This is a genomic window from Streptomyces sp. NPDC008079 (genome assembly GCF_042957385.1).
Classification (GTDB): domain Bacteria; phylum Actinomycetota; class Actinomycetes; order Streptomycetales; family Streptomycetaceae; genus Actinacidiphila.
On the sequence record NZ_JBIBIC010000006.1, the window covers coordinates 267749 to 288497 of the forward strand.

General features: G+C 74.1%; 19 protein-coding genes and 7 tRNA genes. 14 read left to right on the forward strand and 12 right to left on the reverse strand.

The features are described from left to right. Positions 1-23 precede the first annotated feature (23 nt). The 3 genes from cobT to ACFZAM_RS16275 all read left to right on the forward strand — a co-directional run bounded on the left by cobT (position 24) and on the right by ACFZAM_RS16275 (position 5952). Positions 24-3425: a nicotinate-nucleotide--dimethylbenzimidazole phosphoribosyltransferase gene (gene cobT / locus ACFZAM_RS16265; protein WP_391046535.1), complete on the forward strand. Its 3402-nt coding sequence runs from the start codon at positions 24-26 to the stop codon at positions 3423-3425. A gap of 409 nt (positions 3426-3834) precedes the next feature. Further along, on the forward strand, positions 3835-5076 hold the full coding sequence (cobA, locus tag ACFZAM_RS16270) for a uroporphyrinogen-III C-methyltransferase (RefSeq protein WP_391046537.1): 1242 nt from the start codon (positions 3835-3837) through the stop codon (positions 5074-5076). 54 nt (positions 5077-5130) lie between these two features. Then, positions 5131-5952, forward strand: coding sequence for an RNA methyltransferase (locus ACFZAM_RS16275; protein WP_355332605.1), 822 nt, complete (start codon positions 5131-5133; stop codon positions 5950-5952). A 76-nt stretch (positions 5953-6028) separates the two neighbouring features. Here the strand turns inward: ACFZAM_RS16275 and ACFZAM_RS16280 are convergent, their stop codons facing one another. The 3 genes from ACFZAM_RS16280 to ACFZAM_RS16290 all read right to left on the reverse strand — a co-directional run bounded on the left by ACFZAM_RS16280 (position 6029) and on the right by ACFZAM_RS16290 (position 10241). After that, positions 6029-7174, reverse strand: a complete 1146-nt coding sequence (locus ACFZAM_RS16280) for an acyl-CoA dehydrogenase family protein (protein WP_391046541.1) — start codon at positions 7172-7174, stop codon at positions 6029-6031. Then, a complete protein-coding gene (locus tag ACFZAM_RS16285) occupies positions 7171-8376 on the reverse strand; it encodes an acyl-CoA dehydrogenase family protein (protein WP_391046543.1) in 1206 nt (401 codons plus the stop codon). The genes ACFZAM_RS16280 and ACFZAM_RS16285 overlap by 4 nt, the downstream gene beginning before the upstream one ends. A gap of 524 nt (positions 8377-8900) precedes the next feature. Further along, positions 8901-10241 (reverse strand): serine/threonine-protein kinase, encoded by a 1341-nt coding sequence (locus ACFZAM_RS16290; RefSeq protein ID WP_355332597.1) that lies wholly within the window; start codon positions 10239-10241, stop codon positions 8901-8903. A gap of 241 nt (positions 10242-10482) precedes the next feature. Here ACFZAM_RS16290 and ACFZAM_RS16295 point away from each other — a divergent pair, with 241 nt between their 5' ends. Next, positions 10483-10716, forward strand: coding sequence for a hypothetical protein (locus tag ACFZAM_RS16295; RefSeq protein WP_188285447.1), 234 nt, complete (start codon positions 10483-10485; stop codon positions 10714-10716). Positions 10717-11070: 354 nt separating this feature from the next. Further along, a complete protein-coding gene (locus ACFZAM_RS16300; RefSeq protein ID WP_355332595.1) occupies positions 11071-11274 on the forward strand; it encodes a hypothetical protein in 204 nt (67 codons plus the stop codon). Positions 11275-11531: 257 nt separating this feature from the next. Here the strand turns inward: ACFZAM_RS16300 and ACFZAM_RS16305 are convergent. The 5 genes from ACFZAM_RS16305 to ACFZAM_RS16325 all read right to left on the reverse strand — a co-directional run bounded on the left by ACFZAM_RS16305 (position 11532) and on the right by ACFZAM_RS16325 (position 12000). Further along, positions 11532-11603: transfer RNA gene (locus tag ACFZAM_RS16305), tRNA-Val, on the reverse strand. Between the two features lie 38 nt (positions 11604-11641). After that, positions 11642-11713, reverse strand: a tRNA-Val gene (locus ACFZAM_RS16310). Between the two features lie 32 nt (positions 11714-11745). Next, positions 11746-11817, reverse strand: a tRNA-Val gene (locus ACFZAM_RS16315). A gap of 1 nt (position 11818) precedes the next feature. Further along, positions 11819-11892: transfer RNA gene (locus ACFZAM_RS16320), tRNA-Cys, on the reverse strand. 35 nt (positions 11893-11927) lie between these two features. Further along, positions 11928-12000, reverse strand: a tRNA-Gly gene (locus tag ACFZAM_RS16325). Positions 12001-12222: 222 nt separating this feature from the next. Here ACFZAM_RS16325 and ACFZAM_RS16330 point away from each other — a divergent pair. The 3 genes from ACFZAM_RS16330 to ACFZAM_RS16340 all read left to right on the forward strand — a co-directional run bounded on the left by ACFZAM_RS16330 (position 12223) and on the right by ACFZAM_RS16340 (position 15060). After that, complete coding sequence (locus tag ACFZAM_RS16330; RefSeq protein ID WP_391046547.1) at positions 12223-13302, forward strand: chorismate-binding protein; 1080 nt, start codon at positions 12223-12225, stop codon at positions 13300-13302. Then, entirely contained in the window at positions 13299-14120 is an 822-nt protein-coding gene (locus ACFZAM_RS16335; RefSeq protein ID WP_355332590.1) for an aminodeoxychorismate lyase, read from the forward strand. The genes ACFZAM_RS16330 and ACFZAM_RS16335 overlap by 4 nt, the downstream gene beginning before the upstream one ends. A 94-nt stretch (positions 14121-14214) precedes the next feature. After that, positions 14215-15060 carry a GNAT family N-acetyltransferase gene (locus tag ACFZAM_RS16340; protein WP_391046550.1) on the forward strand — a complete coding sequence of 282 codons (846 nt, stop codon included), beginning with the start codon at positions 14215-14217 and terminating at the stop codon, positions 15058-15060. Positions 15061-15153: 93 nt separating this feature from the next. On the opposite strand, the gene ACFZAM_RS16345 is transcribed toward ACFZAM_RS16340, so the two are convergent. Then, positions 15154-15744 (reverse strand): DsbA family protein, encoded by a 591-nt coding sequence (locus tag ACFZAM_RS16345; RefSeq protein WP_391046552.1) that lies wholly within the window; start codon positions 15742-15744, stop codon positions 15154-15156. A gap of 168 nt (positions 15745-15912) precedes the next feature. Between ACFZAM_RS16345 and ACFZAM_RS16350 the strand changes: the two genes are divergently transcribed. Next, complete coding sequence (locus tag ACFZAM_RS16350; RefSeq protein ID WP_391046554.1) at positions 15913-16362, forward strand: hypothetical protein; 450 nt, start codon at positions 15913-15915, stop codon at positions 16360-16362. Positions 16363-16474: 112 nt separating this feature from the next. After that, entirely contained in the window at positions 16475-16711 is a 237-nt protein-coding gene (locus ACFZAM_RS16355; RefSeq protein ID WP_355332579.1) for a hypothetical protein, read from the forward strand. A 65-nt stretch (positions 16712-16776) separates the two neighbouring features. Here ACFZAM_RS16355 and ACFZAM_RS16360 read toward each other — a convergent pair whose 3' ends face one another. Next, positions 16777-17334 carry a CGNR zinc finger domain-containing protein gene (locus tag ACFZAM_RS16360; RefSeq protein WP_391046557.1) on the reverse strand — a complete coding sequence of 186 codons (558 nt, stop codon included), beginning with the start codon at positions 17332-17334 and terminating at the stop codon, positions 16777-16779. A 303-nt stretch (positions 17335-17637) separates the two neighbouring features. After that, positions 17638-18051, reverse strand: coding sequence for an SsgA family sporulation/cell division regulator (locus tag ACFZAM_RS16365; RefSeq protein WP_003959770.1), 414 nt, complete (start codon positions 18049-18051; stop codon positions 17638-17640). Positions 18052-18240: 189 nt separating this feature from the next. Here ACFZAM_RS16365 and ACFZAM_RS16370 point away from each other — a divergent pair, with 189 nt between their 5' ends. From ACFZAM_RS16370 to ACFZAM_RS16385, 4 genes are all read left to right on the forward strand, one after another. Then, positions 18241-18654: a TIGR02611 family protein gene (locus tag ACFZAM_RS16370; RefSeq protein ID WP_391046560.1), complete on the forward strand. Its 414-nt coding sequence runs from the start codon at positions 18241-18243 to the stop codon at positions 18652-18654. A 78-nt stretch (positions 18655-18732) separates the two neighbouring features. Beyond that, positions 18733-18804: transfer RNA gene (locus ACFZAM_RS16375), tRNA-Val, on the forward strand. 97 nt (positions 18805-18901) lie between these two features. Continuing rightward, a complete protein-coding gene (locus ACFZAM_RS16380; RefSeq protein WP_355332571.1) occupies positions 18902-19372 on the forward strand; it encodes an SRPBCC family protein in 471 nt (156 codons plus the stop codon). Positions 19373-19410: 38 nt separating this feature from the next. Next, positions 19411-19482 (forward strand) — tRNA-Val (locus tag ACFZAM_RS16385). 105 nt (positions 19483-19587) lie between these two features. Here ACFZAM_RS16385 and solA read toward each other — a convergent pair. After that, positions 19588-20724 carry an N-methyl-L-tryptophan oxidase gene (gene solA / locus ACFZAM_RS16390; RefSeq protein ID WP_391046564.1) on the reverse strand — a complete coding sequence of 379 codons (1137 nt, stop codon included), beginning with the start codon at positions 20722-20724 and terminating at the stop codon, positions 19588-19590. Between the last annotated feature and the right edge of the window lie 25 nt (positions 20725-20749).

Below are 20749 nucleotides of genomic sequence, written 5' to 3' on the forward strand. Positions count from 1 at the left end.
AAACCGATGGGCGAGGGGCACGCATGACGGACACCGGTCGGATCCCCGGCGAGGGGCTGCCGGAGAACGCAGTCGGGGAAGCGGTTCGCCAGCCGCACTCCGAGCTTCCCGGCACTGCCGTACCGCAGCCGTCCGTCCCCGGCTGGGGCGCGGAACCGCTTCCCGACGAACAGGGCGCACCCGCGTACACCTACCTCGACCAGCCCGCCGCTCCCGGCGCGGGCATCGACGACGAGGACGACGTGCTGCTCATGCCGGGCCCGCAGGGGTCCTGGAGCGACCCGCAGCCGGTGCCGCCGCAGCCCGTACCGGCCCACGCCGACGCGCACGAGGCGGGCGGCCGGGACTCCGGCTCCATCGACTACGCGGCGGTGCTCGCGCCGCAGCCGCTCCCGCAGGGCCTGCCCCAGGACGTCCAGCAGGCCGCTCAGCAGGGCGGCGAGGCGCTGCCCCCGGCCGTGCCGCCCGTGTCCGAGGCCGCGACGCCCGCCGCGGGGAATCCGGCGCCCGGCTACGGCTTCGACACCGGTACCGAGCACGCGGCCCCGGCCGCCGAGTTCGCCGGCCCCGGCGACACGGGCGCGGTCCCGATGCCGTCTGCCGGTGTGCCGCAGCCGGCCGGCGCCCAGACCGCCCAGACCGCCGCGCCGCGCCGCCCGCTGCACATGGGCCCGCCGATGCCCGACAGCATCGGCGGGGGCGTCTCCGTACGCTCCCTGGCCGACCGCGGTCCCGCGCACGCCCAGGCACCGGCGCAGACCCCGGTACGGGCCTCGGGCCCGCCGACCTCCGGCCCCGAATACCTCGACGTGCCGCAGGACGACACCTCCGGCATCCCGGCCCAGCAGACCGGCGAGGCCGCGGACCGGACTCCCGCCTCCGGCACGGCGGGCGCCGAGCAGGTCGGCGGCTGGCCCGCCGCCCCCGCCGCCTCCCAGCCGTCGCTGATCCCGCACGCCGACAGCGTCGTCCCGCCGCGGCCCGCCGACCCGTTGCGCGCGTTCCTCGCGCCCGACGACGCGCCGGAGGAGACCGCGGCTCCGGCCGCCGCCGCCCCGGTCGCCGCCGTCCCGGCCCAGGCCCCGGCACCGGTGGCCGTCCCCGAACCCGCCGCGCAGCCCGAACCCGCCGCGCAGCCTGAGGCCGTGGCGCAGCCCGTGGCCGTCGAGCCGGTCCGGCCCGTGCCGCCCGCTCAGCCCCCCGCAGCCGAGTACGCGCCCGCTCCCGAGCAGGCCGCGCCCGCGGCCCCGGCCGAGCAGGAGGCGCCGCACGTCGCGCCCGAGGAGCAGCCGTCGGCGGCCGTACAGGCTCCGGCGCCGCTGCCCGAGGCCGTACCGGTGGAAGCGGCACCGGCCGAGGCCGCGCCCGTGGAAGCCGTACCCGTGGAGGACGTCCAGCAGACGCCCGCCGAGGGGACGCCCGCCGAGGGGACGCCCGCGCCCGCCGCGGCCGAGCCGGTCGCCGTGCCGGAACCGGCGGACGTACCGGAACAGGCCGCTGCCCCGGCGCAGTCGGCCGAGACCGCGCCCGAGGCGACTCCCGAAGCCGAGGCCGCGCCCGTGGAGGCCGTACCCGAGGCCGCCCCCGAGGCCGTCGTCGCGGAGCCCGTCGCACCCGAGCCGGTCGCCGACGCTGTCGCCGAGGCCGAAGAGGCCCAGCCGCTGCCGGTCGCGGTCGTCCCGCAGCAGGGGCCCGCGGCGGAGGCGTACGAGCCCGCCGTCCGGGACGCCGTGCACCGGGTGATCCGCGAACGGCGAGACATCCGCAACGGCTTCCGCTCCGACCCGATCCCGCACGACGTGTTGCTGCGCGTCCTGGAGGCGGCGCACACCGCGCCCAGCGTCGGGCACTCGCAGCCGTGGGACTTCGTCGTCATCAGGTCGGCGAAGACCCGCGAGAAGATGCACGAACTGGCCATGCAGCAGCGGGAGGCGTACGCCAAGTCGCTCCCCAAGGGCCGGGCGCGGCAGTTCCGCGAGCTGAAGATCGAGGCGATCCTCGACACCCCGGTCAACATCGTGGTGACCGCCGACCCCACCCGCGGCGGCCGGCACACCCTCGGCCGCCACACGCAGCCGCAGATGGCGCCGTACTCCTCCGCGCTCGCCGTGGAGAACCTGTGGCTCGCCGCCCGCGCGGAAGGACTCGGTGTCGGCTGGGTCTCCTTCTTCGACGAGCGCCAGATGGTCACCGAGCTCGGCCTGCCCGAGCACCTGGAGGTCGTCGCCTACCTGTGCGTCGGGTACGTCGACGAATTCCCCGACGAGCCCGAGCTGATGCAGGCCGGGTGGTCGCAGCGCCGCCCGCTGTCGTGGGTCGTGCACGACGAGGAGTACGGCAACCGCGCGCTGCCCGGCGAGGAGCCGCACGACCTCCTGGAAGAGACGCTGCGCGGCATCCGCCCGCTGGACGCCAAGGCGCTCGGCGAGGCGTGGGAGCGGCAGAAGCGGATGACGAAACCGGCGGGCGCGCTGGGCATGCTGGAGATCATCTCCGCGCAGCTCAGCGGGCTTTCGCGGCAGTGCCCGCCGCCGATCCCCGAGCCCGCGGCCGTGGCGATCTTCGCCGGTGACCACGGGGTGCACGCCCAGGGCGTCACCGCGTGGCCGCAGGAGGTCACCGCGCAGATGGTGGCCAACTTCCTCGGTGGCGGCGCCGTCTGCAACGCCTTCGCCAACCAGGTCGGCGCCGAGGTCTGCGTCGTGGACGTCGGCGTCGCCTCCGAACTGCCCAGCACCCCGGGGCTGTTGCCGCGCAAGGTCCGCGCGGGCACCGCCGACTTCACCGCGGGGCCCGCCATGACCCGCGAAGAGGCGCTGCGCGCCATCGAGGTCGGCATCGAGACCGCCCGCGACCTCGTCGCCGCGGGCAACAAGGCGCTGCTCACCGGCGAGATGGGCATCGCGAACACCACGACGTCCGCCGCCCTCATCGCCGTCTACACCGGCGTCGACCCCGCCGAGGTCACCGGGCGCGGCACCGGCATCAACGACGAGATGCACGCCCGCAAGGTCGAGGTCGTCCGGCGCGCCCTCGACCTGCACCGGCCCGACCCCGGCGACCCCATCGGCGTCCTCACCGCCATCGGCGGTCTCGAACACGCCGCCATGGTCGGGCTCCTGCTCGGCGCCGCGGCCCTCCGTACCCCTGTCATCCTCGACGGCGTCAGCGCCGGTGCCGCCGCCCTGGTCGCTCGCGCCATCGCCCCCGAGGTGCTCGCCGCCTGCATCGCCGGGCACCGCAGCGCCGAGCCCGGGCATGTCGCCGCGCTCACCACGCTGGGGCTGCGGCCCCTCGTCGACCTCGACCTCCGCCTCGGCGAAGGCACCGGGGCCTTGCTCGCGCTGCCCCTCGTCCAGAGCGCGGCGCGCGTCATGCACGAAGTCGCCACCTTCGACGCGGCGGGCGTCACCGAGAAGGGGTAGCCCCCGCACGGGGTGCCCCCGCTTGAAGCTCAGGCCCTCCCCGGGCCCTGTTCCTCCTCCCCGCAGGGGGCGCCGCTGACGGCGGCATGCACCCCGGCGGCGCGGTCGTGGCCCCAGGGGGTGCCGCCTGCTGTGGCGTGCACAGTGGCGGTGCGTCCTGGCCGAGCGCGCGGTTCCCCGCGCCCCCAGGAGGTGCCGCCCGTTGTGGCGTGCACAGTGGCGGTGCGTCGTGGTCGGCCGCGCGGTTCCCCGCGCCCCCCAAAAGGACGGCTCACCCTCTGCGGAAGAGGACGCGTCCCGGAGGGGCGCGGGGAAGCGCGCGGCCGGGCACGGTGGGGCCGACCGGGGCCGGGGCCGAAACGTAGGATCGCCGCACGCAGTGGAAACCGTTGAGAAGGAGCCGGACCGCATGGATCGCAAGGACGCCCCGGCGTACCCCGTAGGGCTGCGCCTCGCCGGACGGCGCGTCGTGGTGGTCGGCGGTGGCCAGGTGGCGCAGCGGCGGCTTCCGGCGCTGGTGTCGGCGGGGGCGGACATCGTGGTGGTGTCGCCGACGGCGACGCCGTCGGTGGAGGCGATGGCCGACGCGGGCGAGCTGCGCTGGGAGCGGCGGCCGTACGAGGCCGGGGACCTGGAGGGCGCCTGGTACGCCCTGGTGGCGAGCACCGACGCGGCGGCGAACGCGGCGGCGTCCGCAGAGGCGGAGGCCCGCCGGGTGTGGTGCGTGCGCAGCGACGACGCGGAGGCGGCCACGGCGTGGACGCCCGCGACGGGCCGTTCGGAGGGCGTGACGGTGGCGGTGCTGACCGGCAGGGACCCCCGGCGGTCGGCGGCGGTACGGGACGCGGTCGTCGAGGGGCTGCGGGACGGCACGCTGGTGGCGCCGCACCACCGGACGCGGACGGCGGGCGTGGCGCTGGTCGGCGGCGGCCCCGGCGACCCCGACCTGATCACGGTGCGCGGACGCCGCCTCCTGGCGGAGGCGGACGTGGTGATCGCCGACCGGCTCGGCCCGCGCGACCTGCTGGACGAACTGCCGCCGCACGTCGAGGTGATCGACGCGGCGAAGATCCCGTACGGCCGGGCGATGGCCCAGGAGGCCATCAACAGCGCGCTGATCGAGCACGCCAGGGCGGGCAAGGCCGTGGTCCGGCTCAAGGGCGGCGACCCGTACGTCTTCGGGCGCGGTATGGAGGAGGCCGAGGCGCTGGCCGCCGCCGGTGTCCCGGTCACCGTCGTACCCGGCATCTCCAGCTCCATCAGCGTGCCGGGCGCGGCCGGTATCCCGGTCACGCACCGGGGTGTGGCCCACGAGTTCACGGTGGTCAGCGGCCATGTCGCGCCCGACGACGCGCGCTCGCTGGTCGACTGGACGGCGCTGGCCCGGCTGCGCGGCACCCTCGTGCTGCTGATGGCGGTCGAGCGGATCGGCCCGATTGCGGCGACGCTCGTGGCGGGCGGCCGGTCCGCCGACACACCCGTGGCCGTGGTGCAGGAGGGCACGACGGCCGCGCAGCGCCGGGTGGACGCCACGCTGGCGACCGTCGCGGACGTCGTGGAAGCGGAAGGCGTACGTCCCCCCGCCGTGATCGTGATCGGCGACGTGGTCACCGTGGGCGGCGGCGTCGCGCAGGGCCGTACCGGCCGGTGAACGGCTTGTGGATGCGCCGTTGGCAGGTGCCGGAGGACAGGGCAGTATCAGGCTGTGGCTGAGCTCATCACGATCGACGACCCCGACGACCCGCGCCTGCACGACTACACGTCGCTGACCGACGTGGACCTGCGCCGCCGCCGCGAACCCGCCGAAGGTCTCTTCATCGCCGAGGGCGAGAAGGTCATCAGGCGGGCCCGGCACGCCGGTTACCGCATGCGCTCGATGCTGCTGTCCGCCAAGTGGGTGGACGTCATGCGCGATGTCATCGACGAGGTGCCCGCTCCCGTCTACGCCGTCAGCCCCGACCTCGCGGAGCAGGTCACCGGCTACCACGTGCACCGGGGCGCCCTCGCCTCCATGCAGCGCAAGCCGCTGCCGACGGCCGAGGACCTGCTCGCCGCCGCCCCCGCCCAGGGCGCCGGACGCCGCGTCGCGATCTTCGAGGACATCGTCGACCACGCCAACCTCGGCGCCGCCTTCCGCAGCGCCGCCGCCCTTGGCGTGGACGCCGTCTTCCTCTCCCCGCGCTGCGCCGACCCCCTCTACCGGCGCGCCGTCAAGGTCTCCATGGGCGCCGTCCTCCAAGTCCCCTGGACCCGCCTGAGTTCCTGGCCCAAGGACATCGAACGCTTCCGCCAGCAGGGCTTCGTCACCGCGGCGCTCTGCCTCGCCGACAAGTCGATCACCATCAACGAGCTGGCCGCCCGCCGCTACCCCAAACTCGCCCTCATGCTCGGCACCGAGGGCGACGGCCTCTCCGTGGACGCCCTGCGCGCCGCCGACGAGTGGGTCAGCATCCCGATGGCCCCCGGCGTCGACTCCCTCAACGTCGCCGCCGCGTCGGCCGTCGCCTTCTACGCCACGAGGCTGTAGCCGCGCGGGGCGGCGGCCGGGGCCAGGTCTTCAGGCGCGCTGGGGGCACCCCCAACGCGCCCACGGGCCCGCGTCCTCACGGGCGGGACGGGAGCCCCACCAAAGAGGCCAGCGCCGCGCGGTGGTACCCCGGCGTGCCGAGGGCGATCTCGTCCGCCTTGGCGCGCTTGAGGTAGAGGTGGAGCGGATGTTCCCACGTCATGCCGATGCCGCCGTGCAGTTGAAGGGCCTCTTCCGCGGCGTGGACGGCCGTGGCGGCGACGTACGACTGCGCGACGGCCACGGCGACGGCGGTGTCGGGCGCGCCGGTGGCCAGGGCGTCGGCGGCGGAGCGGGCGGCGGCGCGGGCCGAGACGACCTCGAGCCAGAGGTCGGCGAGCCGGTGCTTGAGCGACTGGAAGGACCCCACCGCGCGCCCGAACTGGTGGCGCTCACCGAGGTACCGGACGGTCTCGTCCAGGCACCACTGGGCGATGCCGAGCTGTTCCGAGGCGAGCAGCCCGGCGCCGGTGAGCAGGGCGCGGTCCAGCGCGGCGGCCGGGTCTGCGGCGGGCAGGAGACGCCCGGCGGCGCCGGAGAGTTCCAGATCGGCGAGCGGCCGGGTGAGGTCGAGGGAGACCGGCCGTACGGTACGGACGTCGGCCGCCGCGACCTCGTAGAGCCCCGGGCCTTCCGGGCCGACGGCGGGGACGACGAGCACGTCCGCGACGAGGGCTTCCACGACGCTGGTGACACGGCCGGTCAGCGGACCGCCCGCGTCGGCGCGTACCGCTGTGGGGAAGGCACCGCCGGGAGCGGCGGACAGCGGGACGGCCAGCGCCGCCGTGGCCGTGCCTGCGGCGAGGCGGCCGAGCAGCGCCGCCGTCCCCGCGTCCTCGGTGTCGCAGCCGAGCAGCGCGGTGGTGGCGAGGACGGCGCTGCCGAGGAAGGGCGTGGGCGCGGCGCCGCCGCCCAGGACTTCGAGGACGACGGCGGCCTCCCGCGCGGAGGCGCCCTGGCCGCCGAGCTTCTCCGGCACCAGCAGCCCGGCGAGGCCGAGTTCGGCGGCGAGCACCCGCCACAGCGCCGGGTCGTACGGTGTGTCGGTCTCGATCGCGGCCAGCACGGCCGTCGGCGGGCAGCGGTCGGCGAGGACGTCGCGCACGGCGGCCCGCAGGTCGTCCTCGACCTCGGAGTAGAGGAGGTCGGCGGGGCCGGGAGAGGGGGCGGAGGCGGCGGTCATCGGGGGAGGTCCTTCCAGGCGGCGTCCTTGTCGGTGCGGGGCTCGGAGGGCAGGCCGAGGACCCGCTCGGCGACGATGTTGCGCAGGATCTCGGAGGTGCCGCCCTCGATCGAGTTCCCCTTGGCCCGCAGATAGCGGTAGCCCGCGTCGCGGCCGTAGAAGTCGACACTGCGCGGCCTGACCATCGTCCAGTCGCCGTAGCGCAGACCGTCCTCGCCGAGGAGTTCCACCTCAAGGCCGCTGATCTGCTGGTTGAGCCGGGCGAAGGCCAGCTTGAGCCCGGAGCCCTCGGGGCCCGGCGCGCCGGACACGAGCTGCTGGCGGACCCGCTCGGCGGTGAGCCGCGCGACCTCCGCGTCCACCCACAGCCGCATCAGCCGGTCGTGCAGCTCCGGCCTCCGCAGCTCGGGCCGGTCGCGCCAGGTCGCGGCGACGGGGCCCATCATGCCGCCCTCACGCGGCAGGCTCTGTCCGCCGATCGCCACCCGCTCGTTCATGAGCGTGGTTTGCGCGACCCGCCAGCCGTCGCCGACCTCGCCGAGCCGGTGCGCGTCGGGAATCCGCACCCCGCTGAGGAACACCTCGTTGAACTCGGCCTCACCGGTGATCTGCCGCAGCGGACGCACCTCGACGCCGGGGTCGGTCATGTCGCACACGAAGTACGTGATCCCTCGGTGCTTGGGCACATCCGGGTCGGTACGGGCGATGAGGATCGCCCAGCGCGCGGTGTGGGCGCTCGACGTCCAGACCTTCTGGCCGTCCACGACCCACTCGTCGCCGTCGCGGACCGCCCGCGTGCGCAGCCCGGCCAGGTCCGAGCCCGCGCCCGGTTCGCTGAAGAGCTGGCACCACACCTCCTCGCCGGTCCACAGCGGTCGCAGAAAGCGGGACTTCTGCTCCTCGGTGCCGTACCGCAGGATGGTCGGCGCCGCCATGCCGAGCCCGATGCCGATCCGCCGGGGATCGTTGTCCGGCGCCCCGGCCGCCGTCAGCTCCGCGTCCACCGCCGCCTGCGCCGCCCTCGGCGCACCCAGGCCCCCGAGGCCCTCGGGGAAGTGCACCCACGCCAGCCCCGCGTCGAACCGCGCCCGCAGGAACTCCAGCGGCTCCGTCCGCCCCGGCTCCCACGCCGCCAGCAGCGCCCTGGCCCGCCGGCGCAGCTCCTCCTCGCCGAGGCCGTCCTTCGCGGTGGTGGTCGTCATACGCCGCGTCCTTCCGATCGCCCGAGCCTACTAAGCAAGCGCTTGGAAACCTAGCCGAAGTCCGCCCACCCACGCCAGCCCCCCTGCGGGGGAGGCTTCACGAGTACGGACGCCCGCGCGAGTGCCACATCCCGTCGCGGAGCCAGCCCCGCCCCGCCCTGGCCCCCCGCGCCCCGGTGGGGGCCGGTCGCGCAGTTCCCCGCGCCCCTTCGGGGCTCGTACCTGCCGTCCTTCACCCGCGCCCCGGCGTGGGCTGGTCGCGCAGTTCCCCGCGCCCCTCAAAAGCCCGCCCTCCGGACGCCGGGTGGGGTCCCGTAGGGGCGCGGGGAACTGCGCGCGCAAGCGCAACGGGCCGGTGCTGTTCCCATGGCGGGAATGCGGCACTGACCTGGGGGCGCGGGGAACTGCGCGACGAGCCACGGCCGGCCGGGACTGTCCGCACGGTCGAAAGTGGCACCCCACCCGGGGGAACGGCGCGATCGGCCGTGACGGAAGTCGACATCGGGGCGCCCAGGGCGGCAGCCCTAGGGGCCTGAATCCCCGGCGGAAGCCGAGACGGTGACCGTGGGCGGGACGCCGAGTCCGCGGGAGAGCCGGTGGCACCCCTGGGCGGCGGCGATGATGACGGCCGCGAGAAGGGTGACGATGACGAAGACGAAGACGCGCTGGCGCAACAGGCGCCGCTTCGGGCTGGCACCGGGACGCCGCCCGGTCGGCGTCCGGGCGGCGGGGGTGCGGGTCCCGGAGGACCGGGGGCCGGGCGGCCGAGGCGGCGGCGTACGCGACCCGGAGCGCCCCCCGGACGTGCCCGCGCCGCCCTGCCCCCCGGCACCGGCCCCGGTGCCGTGCGGCCCCTGGCCACCGCCCGTACGGCTGCCGCGGCCGGGCGCGGTACCGGGACCCGTACGCCCGTTGGTCGGCCCGCCGGCCGGCCGCCGTTCGGTGTGCTGCTGCGCGTACTCCTCGGCCCTGCGGCCGGTCGGCCGCTCCGGGCGCGGCCCGGCCGCCTTCGGCAGCCCCTCACGGCGCGGCGCGCCGATCCCGCGGGCCTCGCGGGCGGCGATCTCGGCGAGCCGTTCCGAGAGCTGCACGGTGCTCGGCCGCTCCTCGGGGTCCTTGGCCAGGCACGCGTAGACCAGCGGCGCGAGCGCGTCGGGCACGCCGGTCAGATCCGGCTCCTCGTGCACCACGCGGTACAGCATGACCTCGGAACTGCCCTGCCCGAAGGGCGAGTCGGCGGTCGCCGCGTACGCCAGGGTGGCGCCGAAGGCGAAGACGTCGGTGGCCGGGGTGACCGCGGCGCCGCGCACCTGCTCGGGCGCGAGGAAGCCGGGCGAGCCGACCGCCGTACCGACGTGCGTCAACGTGCTGGCCCCGGTCGCCCAGGCGATGCCGAAGTCGATGATCCGCGGGCCCTTGGGGGACAGCAGGATGTTCGACGGCTTGAGGTCGCGGTGCACGACCCCGGCCTCGTGCACGGCGACCAGCCCCTCGGCGAGGGCCGCGCCGATCGTGGCGACCTCGGCGGCGGGCAGCGTGCCGCCCTCGGCGACCTTGTCGTGCAGGGACGGACCCGGCACGTACTGCGTGGCGAACCACGGGCGTTCGGCCTCGAGGTCGGCCGCCACCAGCCGGGCCGTGCAGCCGCCGCGGATCCGCCGGGCGGCGGACACCTCACGGGCGAACCGCGAGCGGAACTCCTGATCCTCCGCCAGCTCGGGCCTGATGACCTTCAGCGCGACGCGCTGCCCGCGCTTGTCCGCGCCGAGGTAGACCACGCCCATGCCGCCCGCCCCGAGCCGCCGGTGCAACCGGAACGCGCCGACGACCCGCGGATCCTCGCGCCGGAGCCGCATCATCGCCATGTCCGTCCGTCCCCTGCCTCCGGTGGGGGAGGCCCCACTCCACTGAACTGACCGGCCGCTGGGCCGGCCGCCCACAGCTTACGGACTCAAGTCCCCCCGCGCGCTGATGCCCCGCAGGCGCGCGGGCGCTAATTGTCAGTGCCCGGTGGGATCCTTGAGAGGTGGGAGCGCGCCCGTCCGACGGGTGGTCAGCACCGCGCCCGCTTCGCCAACGGACCGTCTGCCAAGGGGGAATGACGCCGTGAAAGGTGATCGTGTGGAGATAGTCGTCGACGCGGGGGACACCACCCGCACCTATGAGGTCATCGCCACCCGGGCGGGCCGCAGAGTGGAGACGGCGGTGCGCCGAGGTGTCGTGGAAGTGAGTGAAGTCACCCGCAATGGGACGGTGGTCCGCACCGCCCGCTTCATGTCCACCAGGGTTCTCGCCCTGGTGGAGCAGCCGGTACCGCGCGAGGTCGAGCAGGCGGGCTGAGCGCCGCCCCGTCACCGCGCCGTCGCCCGACCCTGTCACCGCCCTGTCACCCGCCCCGCTACCGACGCCGTCCCGGACCCCTTCTCAGGAAAGCCGCCCCTCCGGCCGGGTGTCCCCTCCGGGATACCCCTGGTGACCTAGGTCGCCTCCTCCACCCAGGGGAGTATCCGGGCCGCTCGCCGTCATCCTCCGGGAGGCCGGTAAAGGGGTACGAGGGCATGACGACCGGCCGCCGTCGCGCCCCTAATGTTGAGGTCAAGCGGCGGGCGAAGCACTCGTCCCCCGAGGTCAAACGTCCGCCGCCCCAAATCTGACAACAGAAGATCTGACCACACCACACCTCTGGAGAGGGCCATGGCGAACACGGTGGAACGCACCGCGCGTGCCGTGCGCGGCGGCAGGGCGCTGATCGTCGGCGCCCGTCCGACCGGCACCCGGCATCCGCTGGTGGCGGCGGCCATGGTGCTGCCGCTGGCAGCCCTGCTCGCCTACTTCTTCGGTGGAGTGGACGCGGTGGTCACACAAGCGTCGTCCGTAGCCGGCCTGATGGGGCGCTGACACAACGCCCCAGGCCCGGAAGAGCGGTCCGGGCCGGGGACATACCGGTGAACCCCGTGGGGACGGGGGTACGGCGGACGACTGCGTTTGCCCGGGTATCGCGAGATACCCGGGCATTGCGCTTTTCCGGGGCCAGTTGCCCCCGATCCCGACGACGGAGGGGGCCCTCCCGCGACCGAGGGGACCCGCACCGCCGAGGGACCCGCACGACCGAGGGCCGGAAGCTCGATCGCTTCCGGCCCTCGGTGTCCTGCGCGTGGACGATACTGGGATTGAACCAGTGACCCCTTCCGTGTCAGGGAAGTGCTCTCCCGCTGAGCTAATCGTCCTCGGTCGTGCGGGTGACGCGGATGGTGCTGATGACGCGTGCGCGATACTGGGATTGAACCAGTGACCTCTTCCGTGTCAGGGAAGCGCTCTCCCGCTGAGCTAATCGCGCGGGAACTTTCTCCAGGACCCTGTGGGGTCCAGTGGACGATACTGGGATTGAACCAGTGACCTCTTCCGTGTCAGGGAAGCGCTCTCCCGCTGAGCTAATCGTCCTTGGAGGTGGAGACGGGATTTGAACCCGTGTAGACGGCTTTGCAGGCCGTTGCCTCGCCTCTCGGCCACTCCACCAACACAGCGGGGGTTCGGGAAGATCCCCCACGTCGAGCGGACGACGAGATTCGAACTCGCGACCCTCACCTTGGCAAGGTGATGCTCTACCAACTGAGCCACGTCCGCAGGCGCCGTAGCTCCGGGGCACTGTCGTGTCCCGGCGACGTGGTGAACTCTAGCGGATTCCCGGTCAAGCTCAAAAACTGGTTTCCGCAGCGTGCCGGGCCAATGACGGGCGCATGACCGGCGGAGCACCGCGACGGCGCCCCGCCTAGACTCGGCTCCACCTGCCGCCGAGCACCGGTTCGGCCCTCTTGTCGTCCACTCGCCGTCCACCAGGGAAGCCCCGTGCGTGACCTCGCCCCCATGGCCCGCTTCGGCGGCCTCGTCGCCTCCGACCTGCGGGATGTCACCGCGGACCTGAGCGCGCTCGACTCCACGGGCTTCTGGGCGGTCGCCGCCGACTTCGAGGGCCGTACGGTCTGCGCCCGCTTCGGCGACGTACGCCGCGACCCCGCCCGTTCCACACCCCGGACCCGCCCCTGGCGCGGCCCCGACCCCGCCGCGTGGACCTCCTCGCTGGACCGCGCGGCCTATGTGGCCGGGGTGCGCGCGATCCGCGAGCGCATCGCGGCCGGCGAGGTCTACCAGGTCAACCTCTGCCGGGTCCTGACCGCGCCGCTGCCCGAGGCGGAGAGCCGGGGCGGGTACGGCGGCCCGGACATCGACGCGCTGTCCGCGGTCCTGGCCCGCGGCAACCCGGCCCCGTATGCCGGAACGATTCGGCTGCCCGCGCACGGCGTCGAGATCGCCACCGCCTCGCCCGAGTTGTTCCTGCGGCGCGACGGCGCGACGGTCGAGTCGGGGCCGATCAAGGGCACCGCGCGGACCGCGGACGAGCTGCTGCCCAAGGACCACGCGGAGAACGTCATGATCGTCGACCTGGTGCGCAACGACCTCGGCCAGGTCTGCGCCACCGGCTCGGTGACCGTGCCCGCGCTGTGCGCGATCGAGCCGCACCCCGGCCTGGTGCACCTGGTCTCCACCGTCCGCGGCGAGCTGCGCCCCGACGCCGGATGGCCGGAGCTGTTCGCCGCCGCCTTCCCGCCCGGCTCGGTCACCGGCGCGCCCAAGTCCAGCGCGCTGCGGGTGCTCGGCGAGCTGGAGACCGCCCCGCGCGGCCCGTACTGCGGCGGGATCGGCTGGGTCGACGCCGACCGGCGGACCGGTGAACTGGCCGTCGGCATCCGGACGTTCTGGATCGACAGGACGGGCCCCGGCGCCCCCCTGCTGCGCTTCGGCACCGGCGCCGGGATCACCTGGGGTTCGGATCCGGAAGGCGAGTGGGCCGAGACCGAATTGAAGGCGGCCAGGCTGCTGGCGGTAGCGTCGGGAGTCCAGGAGACAAGCGGAGGGATGCTTCGGTGAAGATCTGGGTGGACGGCGGACTGCGGGACACCGCGGACGCCACCGTGTCGGTGTTCGACCACGGACTGACGGTCGGCGACGGCGTGTTCGAGACGCTCAAGGCCGTCGAAGGCCGGCCCTTCGCGGTCACCCGCCACCTGGAGCGGCTCGCCAGGTCCGCCCGCGGCCTCGGCCTGCCGGAGCCCGACCAGGACGAGGTGCGCCGCGCCTGCGACGCCGTGCTCGCCGCGAACCCGATGCCGCTCGGACGGCTGCGGATCACGTACACCGGCGGCCCGTCGCCGCTCGGCTCCGACCGCGGCGACGCGGGCACCACCCTGGTCGTGGCGCTCGGCGAGGCGTCCGTACGCCCCGACACCACCGCCGTCGTCACCGTCCCGTGGGCGCGCAACGAGAAGGGCGCGCTGTCCGGGCTCAAGACCACCTCCTACGGGGAGAACGTCGTCGCTCTCGCGCGGGCGCACGAACACGGCGCCAGCGAGGCGCTGTTCGCCAACACCCGGGGCAGGCTCTGCGAGGGCACCGGGTCCAATGTCTTCGTCGTCCTCGACGGCCGGCTGCTGACCCCGCCGCTGGCGTCCGGCTGCCTTGCCGGGATCACCCGCGAGCTGGTGATCGACTGGACCGGCGCGCAGGAGACCGACCTGCCGCTCGACGTCCTCGACCGGGCGGAGGAGATCTTCCTGACCTCGTCGCTGCGCGATGTGCAGGGCGTGCACCGGACGGACGACCGTCGGCTCTCCGCCGCTCCGGGGCCCGTCACGGCCAAGGCCATGCGGATCTTCGCCGAGCGCGCGGCGGCCGATCCGAACCCGTAGGTCCCCCAAGTCCCGGCACGGCGGCCGCCGGGCGCGGTAGAACGTCACCCGGCACCCCATGCGATCGGTACGGCGACATCCCGGGAGCGCGACCATGACGACGACCCTCAGACCCGCGGGCCCGGAGCGGCGCGCGCCCGACGGCGGTCGCGCCCGCGCCTTCACCGTCTGCGTCAACGGCCGCCCGGTCGGCGGTGTCGAGCTGAGCGCGGAACCGGGGCTCGGCCCCGGCACCGGGCGGATCGCGGCGCTGGCCGTCGACGAGCCGGACCGGCGGCGCGGGCGCGGCACCGTGGCCGCGCTGGCCGCCGAGGAGGTGCTGCGGCTGTGGGGCTGCGCGCGGGCGGAGGTCTCGGTACCGGCCGCCGCCGAGTACGGGCTGCGGCTGGCCACTGCGCTCGGCTACGTCGAACGCGCCCGCGGCATGCTCAAGCCGCTGGGCGAGCCCGCCCCGCCGCACCCGCTGCCGCCCGGCAGCCGCACGCGCCCGCTGACCGCCGCCGAGTACGGGCCGTGGCGGGAGCACGGCGCGGAGGAGTTCATCGCCTCGCTGGTCGACCGCGGCATGCCGCGCGAGCAGGCGGCGGCCCGCGAGGCCGCCGCCTTCGACCACGTGCTGCCGCGCGGCCGGGACACTCCGGGCGCCGCGCTGTACGCCCTCGCGCACGACGGTGTGACCGTCGGCCGCGTGGCGCTGCGGCTGTACGACGAGGCCGACCGCGCCGCGCCCGCGTGGGTGCTGGCCGTCGAGGTCGACGCCGCGCACCGGGGCCGCGGGCACGGCCGTACGCTCATGCTCGCCGCCGAGAACGCCTGCCGGGAGGCCGGGGCCCCCGCCGTCGCCCTCGACGTCTTCGCGGGCAACGCACCGGCGCTGCGGCTGTACGAGTCGCTGGGCTACGGCACGACGGTGCGGCACCTGTCGAAGCCGCTGCTGTAGCCCGGACCCGAGCCCGGACGGTGCCCGCGTCTGAGCCCGGACCCGTGCCCGCTGCCCGCGTCTGATCCCGACCCCGATGAGCCCGGTGCCGGTCTAGTCGCGGCCGGGGATCCGGCAGACCTGCCCGTCGTCGCCGGTGGCCGGGCCGGGGCCGGGGACGGCCGAGCCCGCCTCGGCCAGCAGGCGGTCGGCGATGGCGGTGATCCGCTCGCGCAGCCCGTCCTGGCTCTTGCCGCCGTCCAGACGCTCGCCGCCGATCACATACGTGGGCGTGCCGGTGACGCCGATGGCCTTGCCCTCCGCCTCGTCGGAGTCGACGACCAGCAGGTGGCGGCCGTCGATCAGCGCGGTGTCCACCTCGTCGGCGTCCAGGCCGAGATCGCGCGCCACCTCGACCAGCACCGCCTCACCGCGGCTGTCCAGTTCCTCGACCCTGGCCAGCACGGCCTCCGCGTACGGCCAGCCGCTGCCCTGCTCGTACGCCTCCTCGTACGCCTGCGCGGCGGCCAGGGCGTGCGCGTGCTTGGGCAGCGGGAAGTGCCTGAGCTGGATGTCGAGCGTGTCGCCGTACCGCTCGCGCAGCGCACGGACGTCGTCCAGGGCGGTGCGGCAGTCCGGGCACTGGAGCTCGCACCAGACCTCGAGTACGGGGGGACGCGACACGGCGGGGGAGGGTTGATCCATGGTCCAAGTCTCCCACTCGGGGAGGAGGCACCCCCGAGATCCCCCTGAACCCGGCCCCCCACCGTGGCCTCGCGCGCCCGTGTCGAGGCAGGATGGGAGGACGCGACCTCGTGCGGGCCCTTGGCCGGACCTCACGGGGCCATCCGCAACTGCCGCAGGAGCCTCGGGATGCTGACCACCGCCCTATGCGCCGTCCTGTCCGCCGCGGGCCTGGCCATCGCCGTGCAGACCGCCTACCGCCGACGCTATCTGCGGGCCACCCGCATCGCCGCCGTGTCCCTGCTGCCGGTCGGCCTGGCCATGGCGGGGCTCGTGACCCTCGGCCGCAAGATCGGCACCGCCACCGGCGACTGGGCGGCCGACCTGATCTTCAAGCCCACCGTCTGGCTCGGCTTCGGCGTCATCGGCGTCTCCGTGCTGCTGTACGGCGTCACCCGGCTGATCGCCGCGCGCGTCGGACCCGAGGAGGGGCAGCAGCCCCCGGCGGCCGTGCCCGGCGCCTCCAGCCCCGCGCTGCCCGCCTCCTCCCGCCCGAGCACGAAACGGCGTGCTTCGGCGGACAGCGGTCTGTCCGACTTCGCCGACGTCGAGGAGATCCTCAAGCGGCGCGGTATCTGACCGGAAGGCGTGCGCCGCACGGACCTCTTCGAACGGGTGTGGGAGTCCGAAACACCCCTGGGAGTTGGCGTGTTGGGAGACGAGTGATCGTTCTCTGCGCGATCATCGGCCTGTGCTGCCCACCTCCGGGGATCGTCTCTCCCCTCCGCGGCCGGACCGTGCCGAATCCACTGTCGAGAACGTCGTTCCAGGCCCGCGCGCCGAGGGTCGTGAACCCGCCGCGAGGGCGGGGGAGGGAGAGCCGCAGGGGTGCCTGTACGCCCTCTCGCAGCCCCCGCTGATGCTGTTCCTGTGCGTGATCGGAGGGCTGCTCGGGGCAGGCGCGATCTACGACCTGCTGCTGCTCTGACGCCGCGGGCCGGGGGGCGGACGCCCGCGGCGGCGTCCGCGGTCGGCTGTTCGTGCCGCCCGCGCTCAGGCGCTCGCCTCGCGCTGGCGGGCCCGGTAGGCCGCCACATGGAGCCGGTTGCCGCAGGTGCGGCTGTCGCAGTAGCGGCGTGAGCGGTTGCGGGACAGGTCGACGAAGGCCCGGCGGCAGTCGGGCGCGTCGCACCGCCGCAGCCGGTCGCGTTCCCCGGCGACGATGAGGAAGGCCAGCGCCATGCCGCAGTCCGCGGCGAGGTGGTCGGCCAGCGAGGCGCCCGGCGCGAAGTAGTGCACGTGCCAGTCGTAGCCGTCGTGGTCGGTCAGCCGCGGCGTGGTGCCCGCCTCGGCGACCATCGCGTTGAGCATGGTGGCGGCCGTCGCGTCGTCGGCGGCGCCGAAGACGGCGGTGAAGCGGGCGCGTACGGCGTGGACGGCGGTGAGGTCGCGCTCGTCGAGCCGTCCGACCTCGCTGACCTGGTTGCGCTCCACGAAGCCGCGGAGGTCCGCGACGTCCGCGAGCGATTCCCGGCCCTCGATCTGCGGCGCGGTGTTGACGAGGTCGACGACGCTGTCGAGCGCGCACCTGGTGTCATGGTTGATCAGCACGGAACTGCTCCCTGCCGGCGTGATCGGTCGGCTGCGTTCCGGTGACTCTAGCGCGCGAAAGCCGCCGCCGTGGGGGTGCAGGCCCCACGGAGACGGCTGTCGTGCGTGTCTCGTACGCGACGGGTGACGGTGTCGTGCGTGTCGCGGCGAGCGACGTCACGAGCGATGTCATGAGCGAAATCGCGTGCGAAGTCGTGTCGAGATGACAGGCGGCCGGGCCGGGCGCGAGCGTCCGGCTCCGCTGGTCGGGTCCGGGCGTCCCCCCGAGTAGGACGGCCGCGGACTGCGGTGACGGGCTGGGTCTCAGCTCTCCGCGAGGATGTGGGAGAGCTCGGTGTCGAGGTCGAAGTGACGATGCTCGGTGCCCGGCGGAACCGCGGCGTCCGTCCGCTTCAGGAAGGACTCCAGGGCCCGCGCCGGTGCTTCCAGCAGCGCTTCGCCCTCGGGGGAGCTGAGGGCGATGCAGACGACGCCCTGACCGTGGCTGCGGGACGGCCAGACTCTGACGTCTCCGGTGCCGGTGGGGCGGTGCAGCCCCTCGGCGAGCAGGTCGCGGGCGAACACCCATTCGACCGTCTCTTCGGCTCCGGTGTGGAAGGTGGCGTGCACGGCATACGGATCGGCCGTGTCGTACCGCAAGCCCGCGGGTACAGGCAGTGAGGATTCGCTCGACACAACGAGGCGCAGGTGCAGCTCGCAGCTGACCGTGGTGTTCATAAGCGCCAGGGCCTTTCGCTCAGTGTGCGCTCGGGGATTCGCACGTCGGCGAAATCGACATGCCACCTGCGAGGACGTTGTAAACCCCTCTGAGGGGTTTGTGAGGCTTCTGGTACCTCGTCCGGCCTAGTCCCGAGACGGGCCGATCAGCCATTTCGGTGACGAACGCCGGTCGGGTAAATTGTCGGTATGACTGCGGAGAGTGACGAGTTCGATGGAGCCGTGGCCAAGGATTCGCGGCTGGGGTCACGGGCCCCCGGCTTCGTCAGGAAGTCACGGCTGCTGCACCAGTCCTGGCGGGTCGGCGTCTTCCTCGTCGGCCTCGCCGTCGTCGCGGGCGGAGTCGTCCTGCTCCCGCTGCCCGGCCCCGGCTGGGTGGTGATCTTCGGCGGCATGGCGATCTGGGCCACCGAGTTCGCCTGGGCCCAGCGCGTCCTGCGCTGGACCCGCCGCAAGGTCGCCGACGCCGCCAGGGCCGCCCTGGACCCCCGCGTACGGCGGCGCAATCTGCTGCTCACCACCGCCGCCGTGCTCGCCCTGGCCGGACTCGCCGGGTGCTACCTGTGGCAGTTCGGCCTCGACACGCCCTGGGCCGACAGCTAGGCCCCGCGCGCCCGTCGCGGGCCCTCGGGAGCCTGGTCCGAGGCCCCTTCCACGTGCGGTAAAGTTGTCCACGCGTCCGGGCGATTAGCTCAGCGGGAGAGCACTTCGTTCACACCGAAGGGGTCACTGGTTCGATCCCAGTATCGCCCACCGGATTCGAGGATCCCGGGGACCGGTTTCCACACCGCTCCCCGGGATCCTTTGCGTTCCCGCGCCGTACGCGGATTCGATCGCGCACACTTGCGGTATGGACTGGAGTCACTACCGATTCCGTAGGACGTGGCAGCTCGACGCGGACCCCGACGCCGTCTACCGGGTGCTGGAACGGCCCGACGACTACCCCGTCTGGTGGCCCCAGATCCGCGAGGTGCGGCAGACCGGCGACACCACCGGCATGCTGCGCTTCCGCTCCCTCCTCCCGTACGACCTCGTCGTCAGCGCCAGATCCGTCCGGCACGACCCGAGTACGCGGGTCCTGGAAGCCGCGATGACCGGCGATCTGGAGGGCTGGTTCCGCTGGACGATCACGCCGGGCGGCCTCCCGGGGACCCGCACCCGGCTGCTCTACGAACAGGAAGTCGTCGTCCGCAAGCCGTTGATGCGGCTGCTCGCCGTCCCCTGCCGCCCGCTCTTCCTCGCCAACCACGCGCTGATGATGCGCGGCGGACGCCATGGGCTGCTCGCGCGGCTCGCCGCCGACGCCGCGCATGTGGTTTGAACGGCGGGCCCGTCGCGCTGTATGGTTCGAGGCGTCCCGGGCGATTAGCTCAGCGGGAGAGCACTTCGTTCACACCGAAGGGGTCACTGGTTCGATCCCAGTATCGCCCACCGAGGCTCACCGGCCTCGAAGTACCGTGACGGCCTGCCGACATCAGTCGGCGGGCCGTTGTGCGTTCCGCGGCGGCCGTCGCGGAACGCTGGCCTGTGAGACCGTCAGGCGGCACTGCCGGGCGCGGCGAACGCCGAGATGTCGTCGGTGGATTCACCGTCCAGCGCCAATTCGGCGAGGATGCGGCCGATGGCCGGGGTGAACTTGAAGGCGTGGCCCGCGCCGAGGGCGACGATGATGTCGGGGTACCGCGCGAGCGGGCTCAGCACGAATTCCCGGTCGGGCGTGATCGCGTACTGGCAGGTGACGGTGCGCAGCACATGGCCGCTGGCGGGGATCGTGGCGCCCATGAACGCCGAGAGCTGGTCGAGCAGTTCGGCGGACGGCTCGAAGGTCCGGTCCTCGGGCGTCATCAGGTTGTTCGACACGTCGCGGGCGGCTTTGACGGTGGGTTCGCCGTAGGCGGGGAATCCGTAGAAGCAGTCGGTGTCCTCCCAGATCCACACCGGGAAGCGGGCGGGGTCGAACGCCTCGGCGTCGGCGGGCTTGAAGTACGTGACCTGCTCCTGCATCGTCTCCAGCGGTATCGCGGCGTCCAGCGGGGCGAGCAGCCGGTTCGTCCACGCGTCGGCCGCCAGGACCACCTTCCTCGCCCGCACGGGACCGGCCGCCGTCTCCAGTACGGTGCCCGCGTCGTCCGGCCTCAGCGCCGTCACGGGCGTGCGCGCCCGCAACTCGGCGCCGTGGGCCCGCGCCTGCATCTGGAGCGCGGCCACGGTACGGGAGGCGTTCACGATCCCGGTGTCGGGCGTGTAGACGGTCTCGACGTTCTCGGGGATGTCGAACTGCGGCCACCGCGCCCGGACCTGGTCCGGGTCCAGCAGCTCGTACGGGACGCCGACCTCGGTCAGGCTGCCGGTGAAGTCACCGGCGCTGTAGGGGCCGTCGGCGGGCAGGAAGATCACCCCGCCGGTCACCGTGACCAGCCGCTCGCCCGCGACCTTCTCGAAGTCCGCCCAGTCCTGGTACGCGGACGTGGCGAGCCGGACGTATCTGGTCGCGCCGTAGGACGTCCTGATGATGCGTGAGGTGTCGTGCGACGCGCCCCGTACGTGTCCGAGGTCGAACTGCTCGAACGCGACGGTGCGGACTCCGCGCTTGGCCAGGTGGTACGCGGCGGCGCTGCCGAGGGCGCCCAGGCCGACGACGGCCACGTCGAAGGTCTCCAGCGGGTTGCTCACGGTGCTTCCTTCCGGATTCGATGAG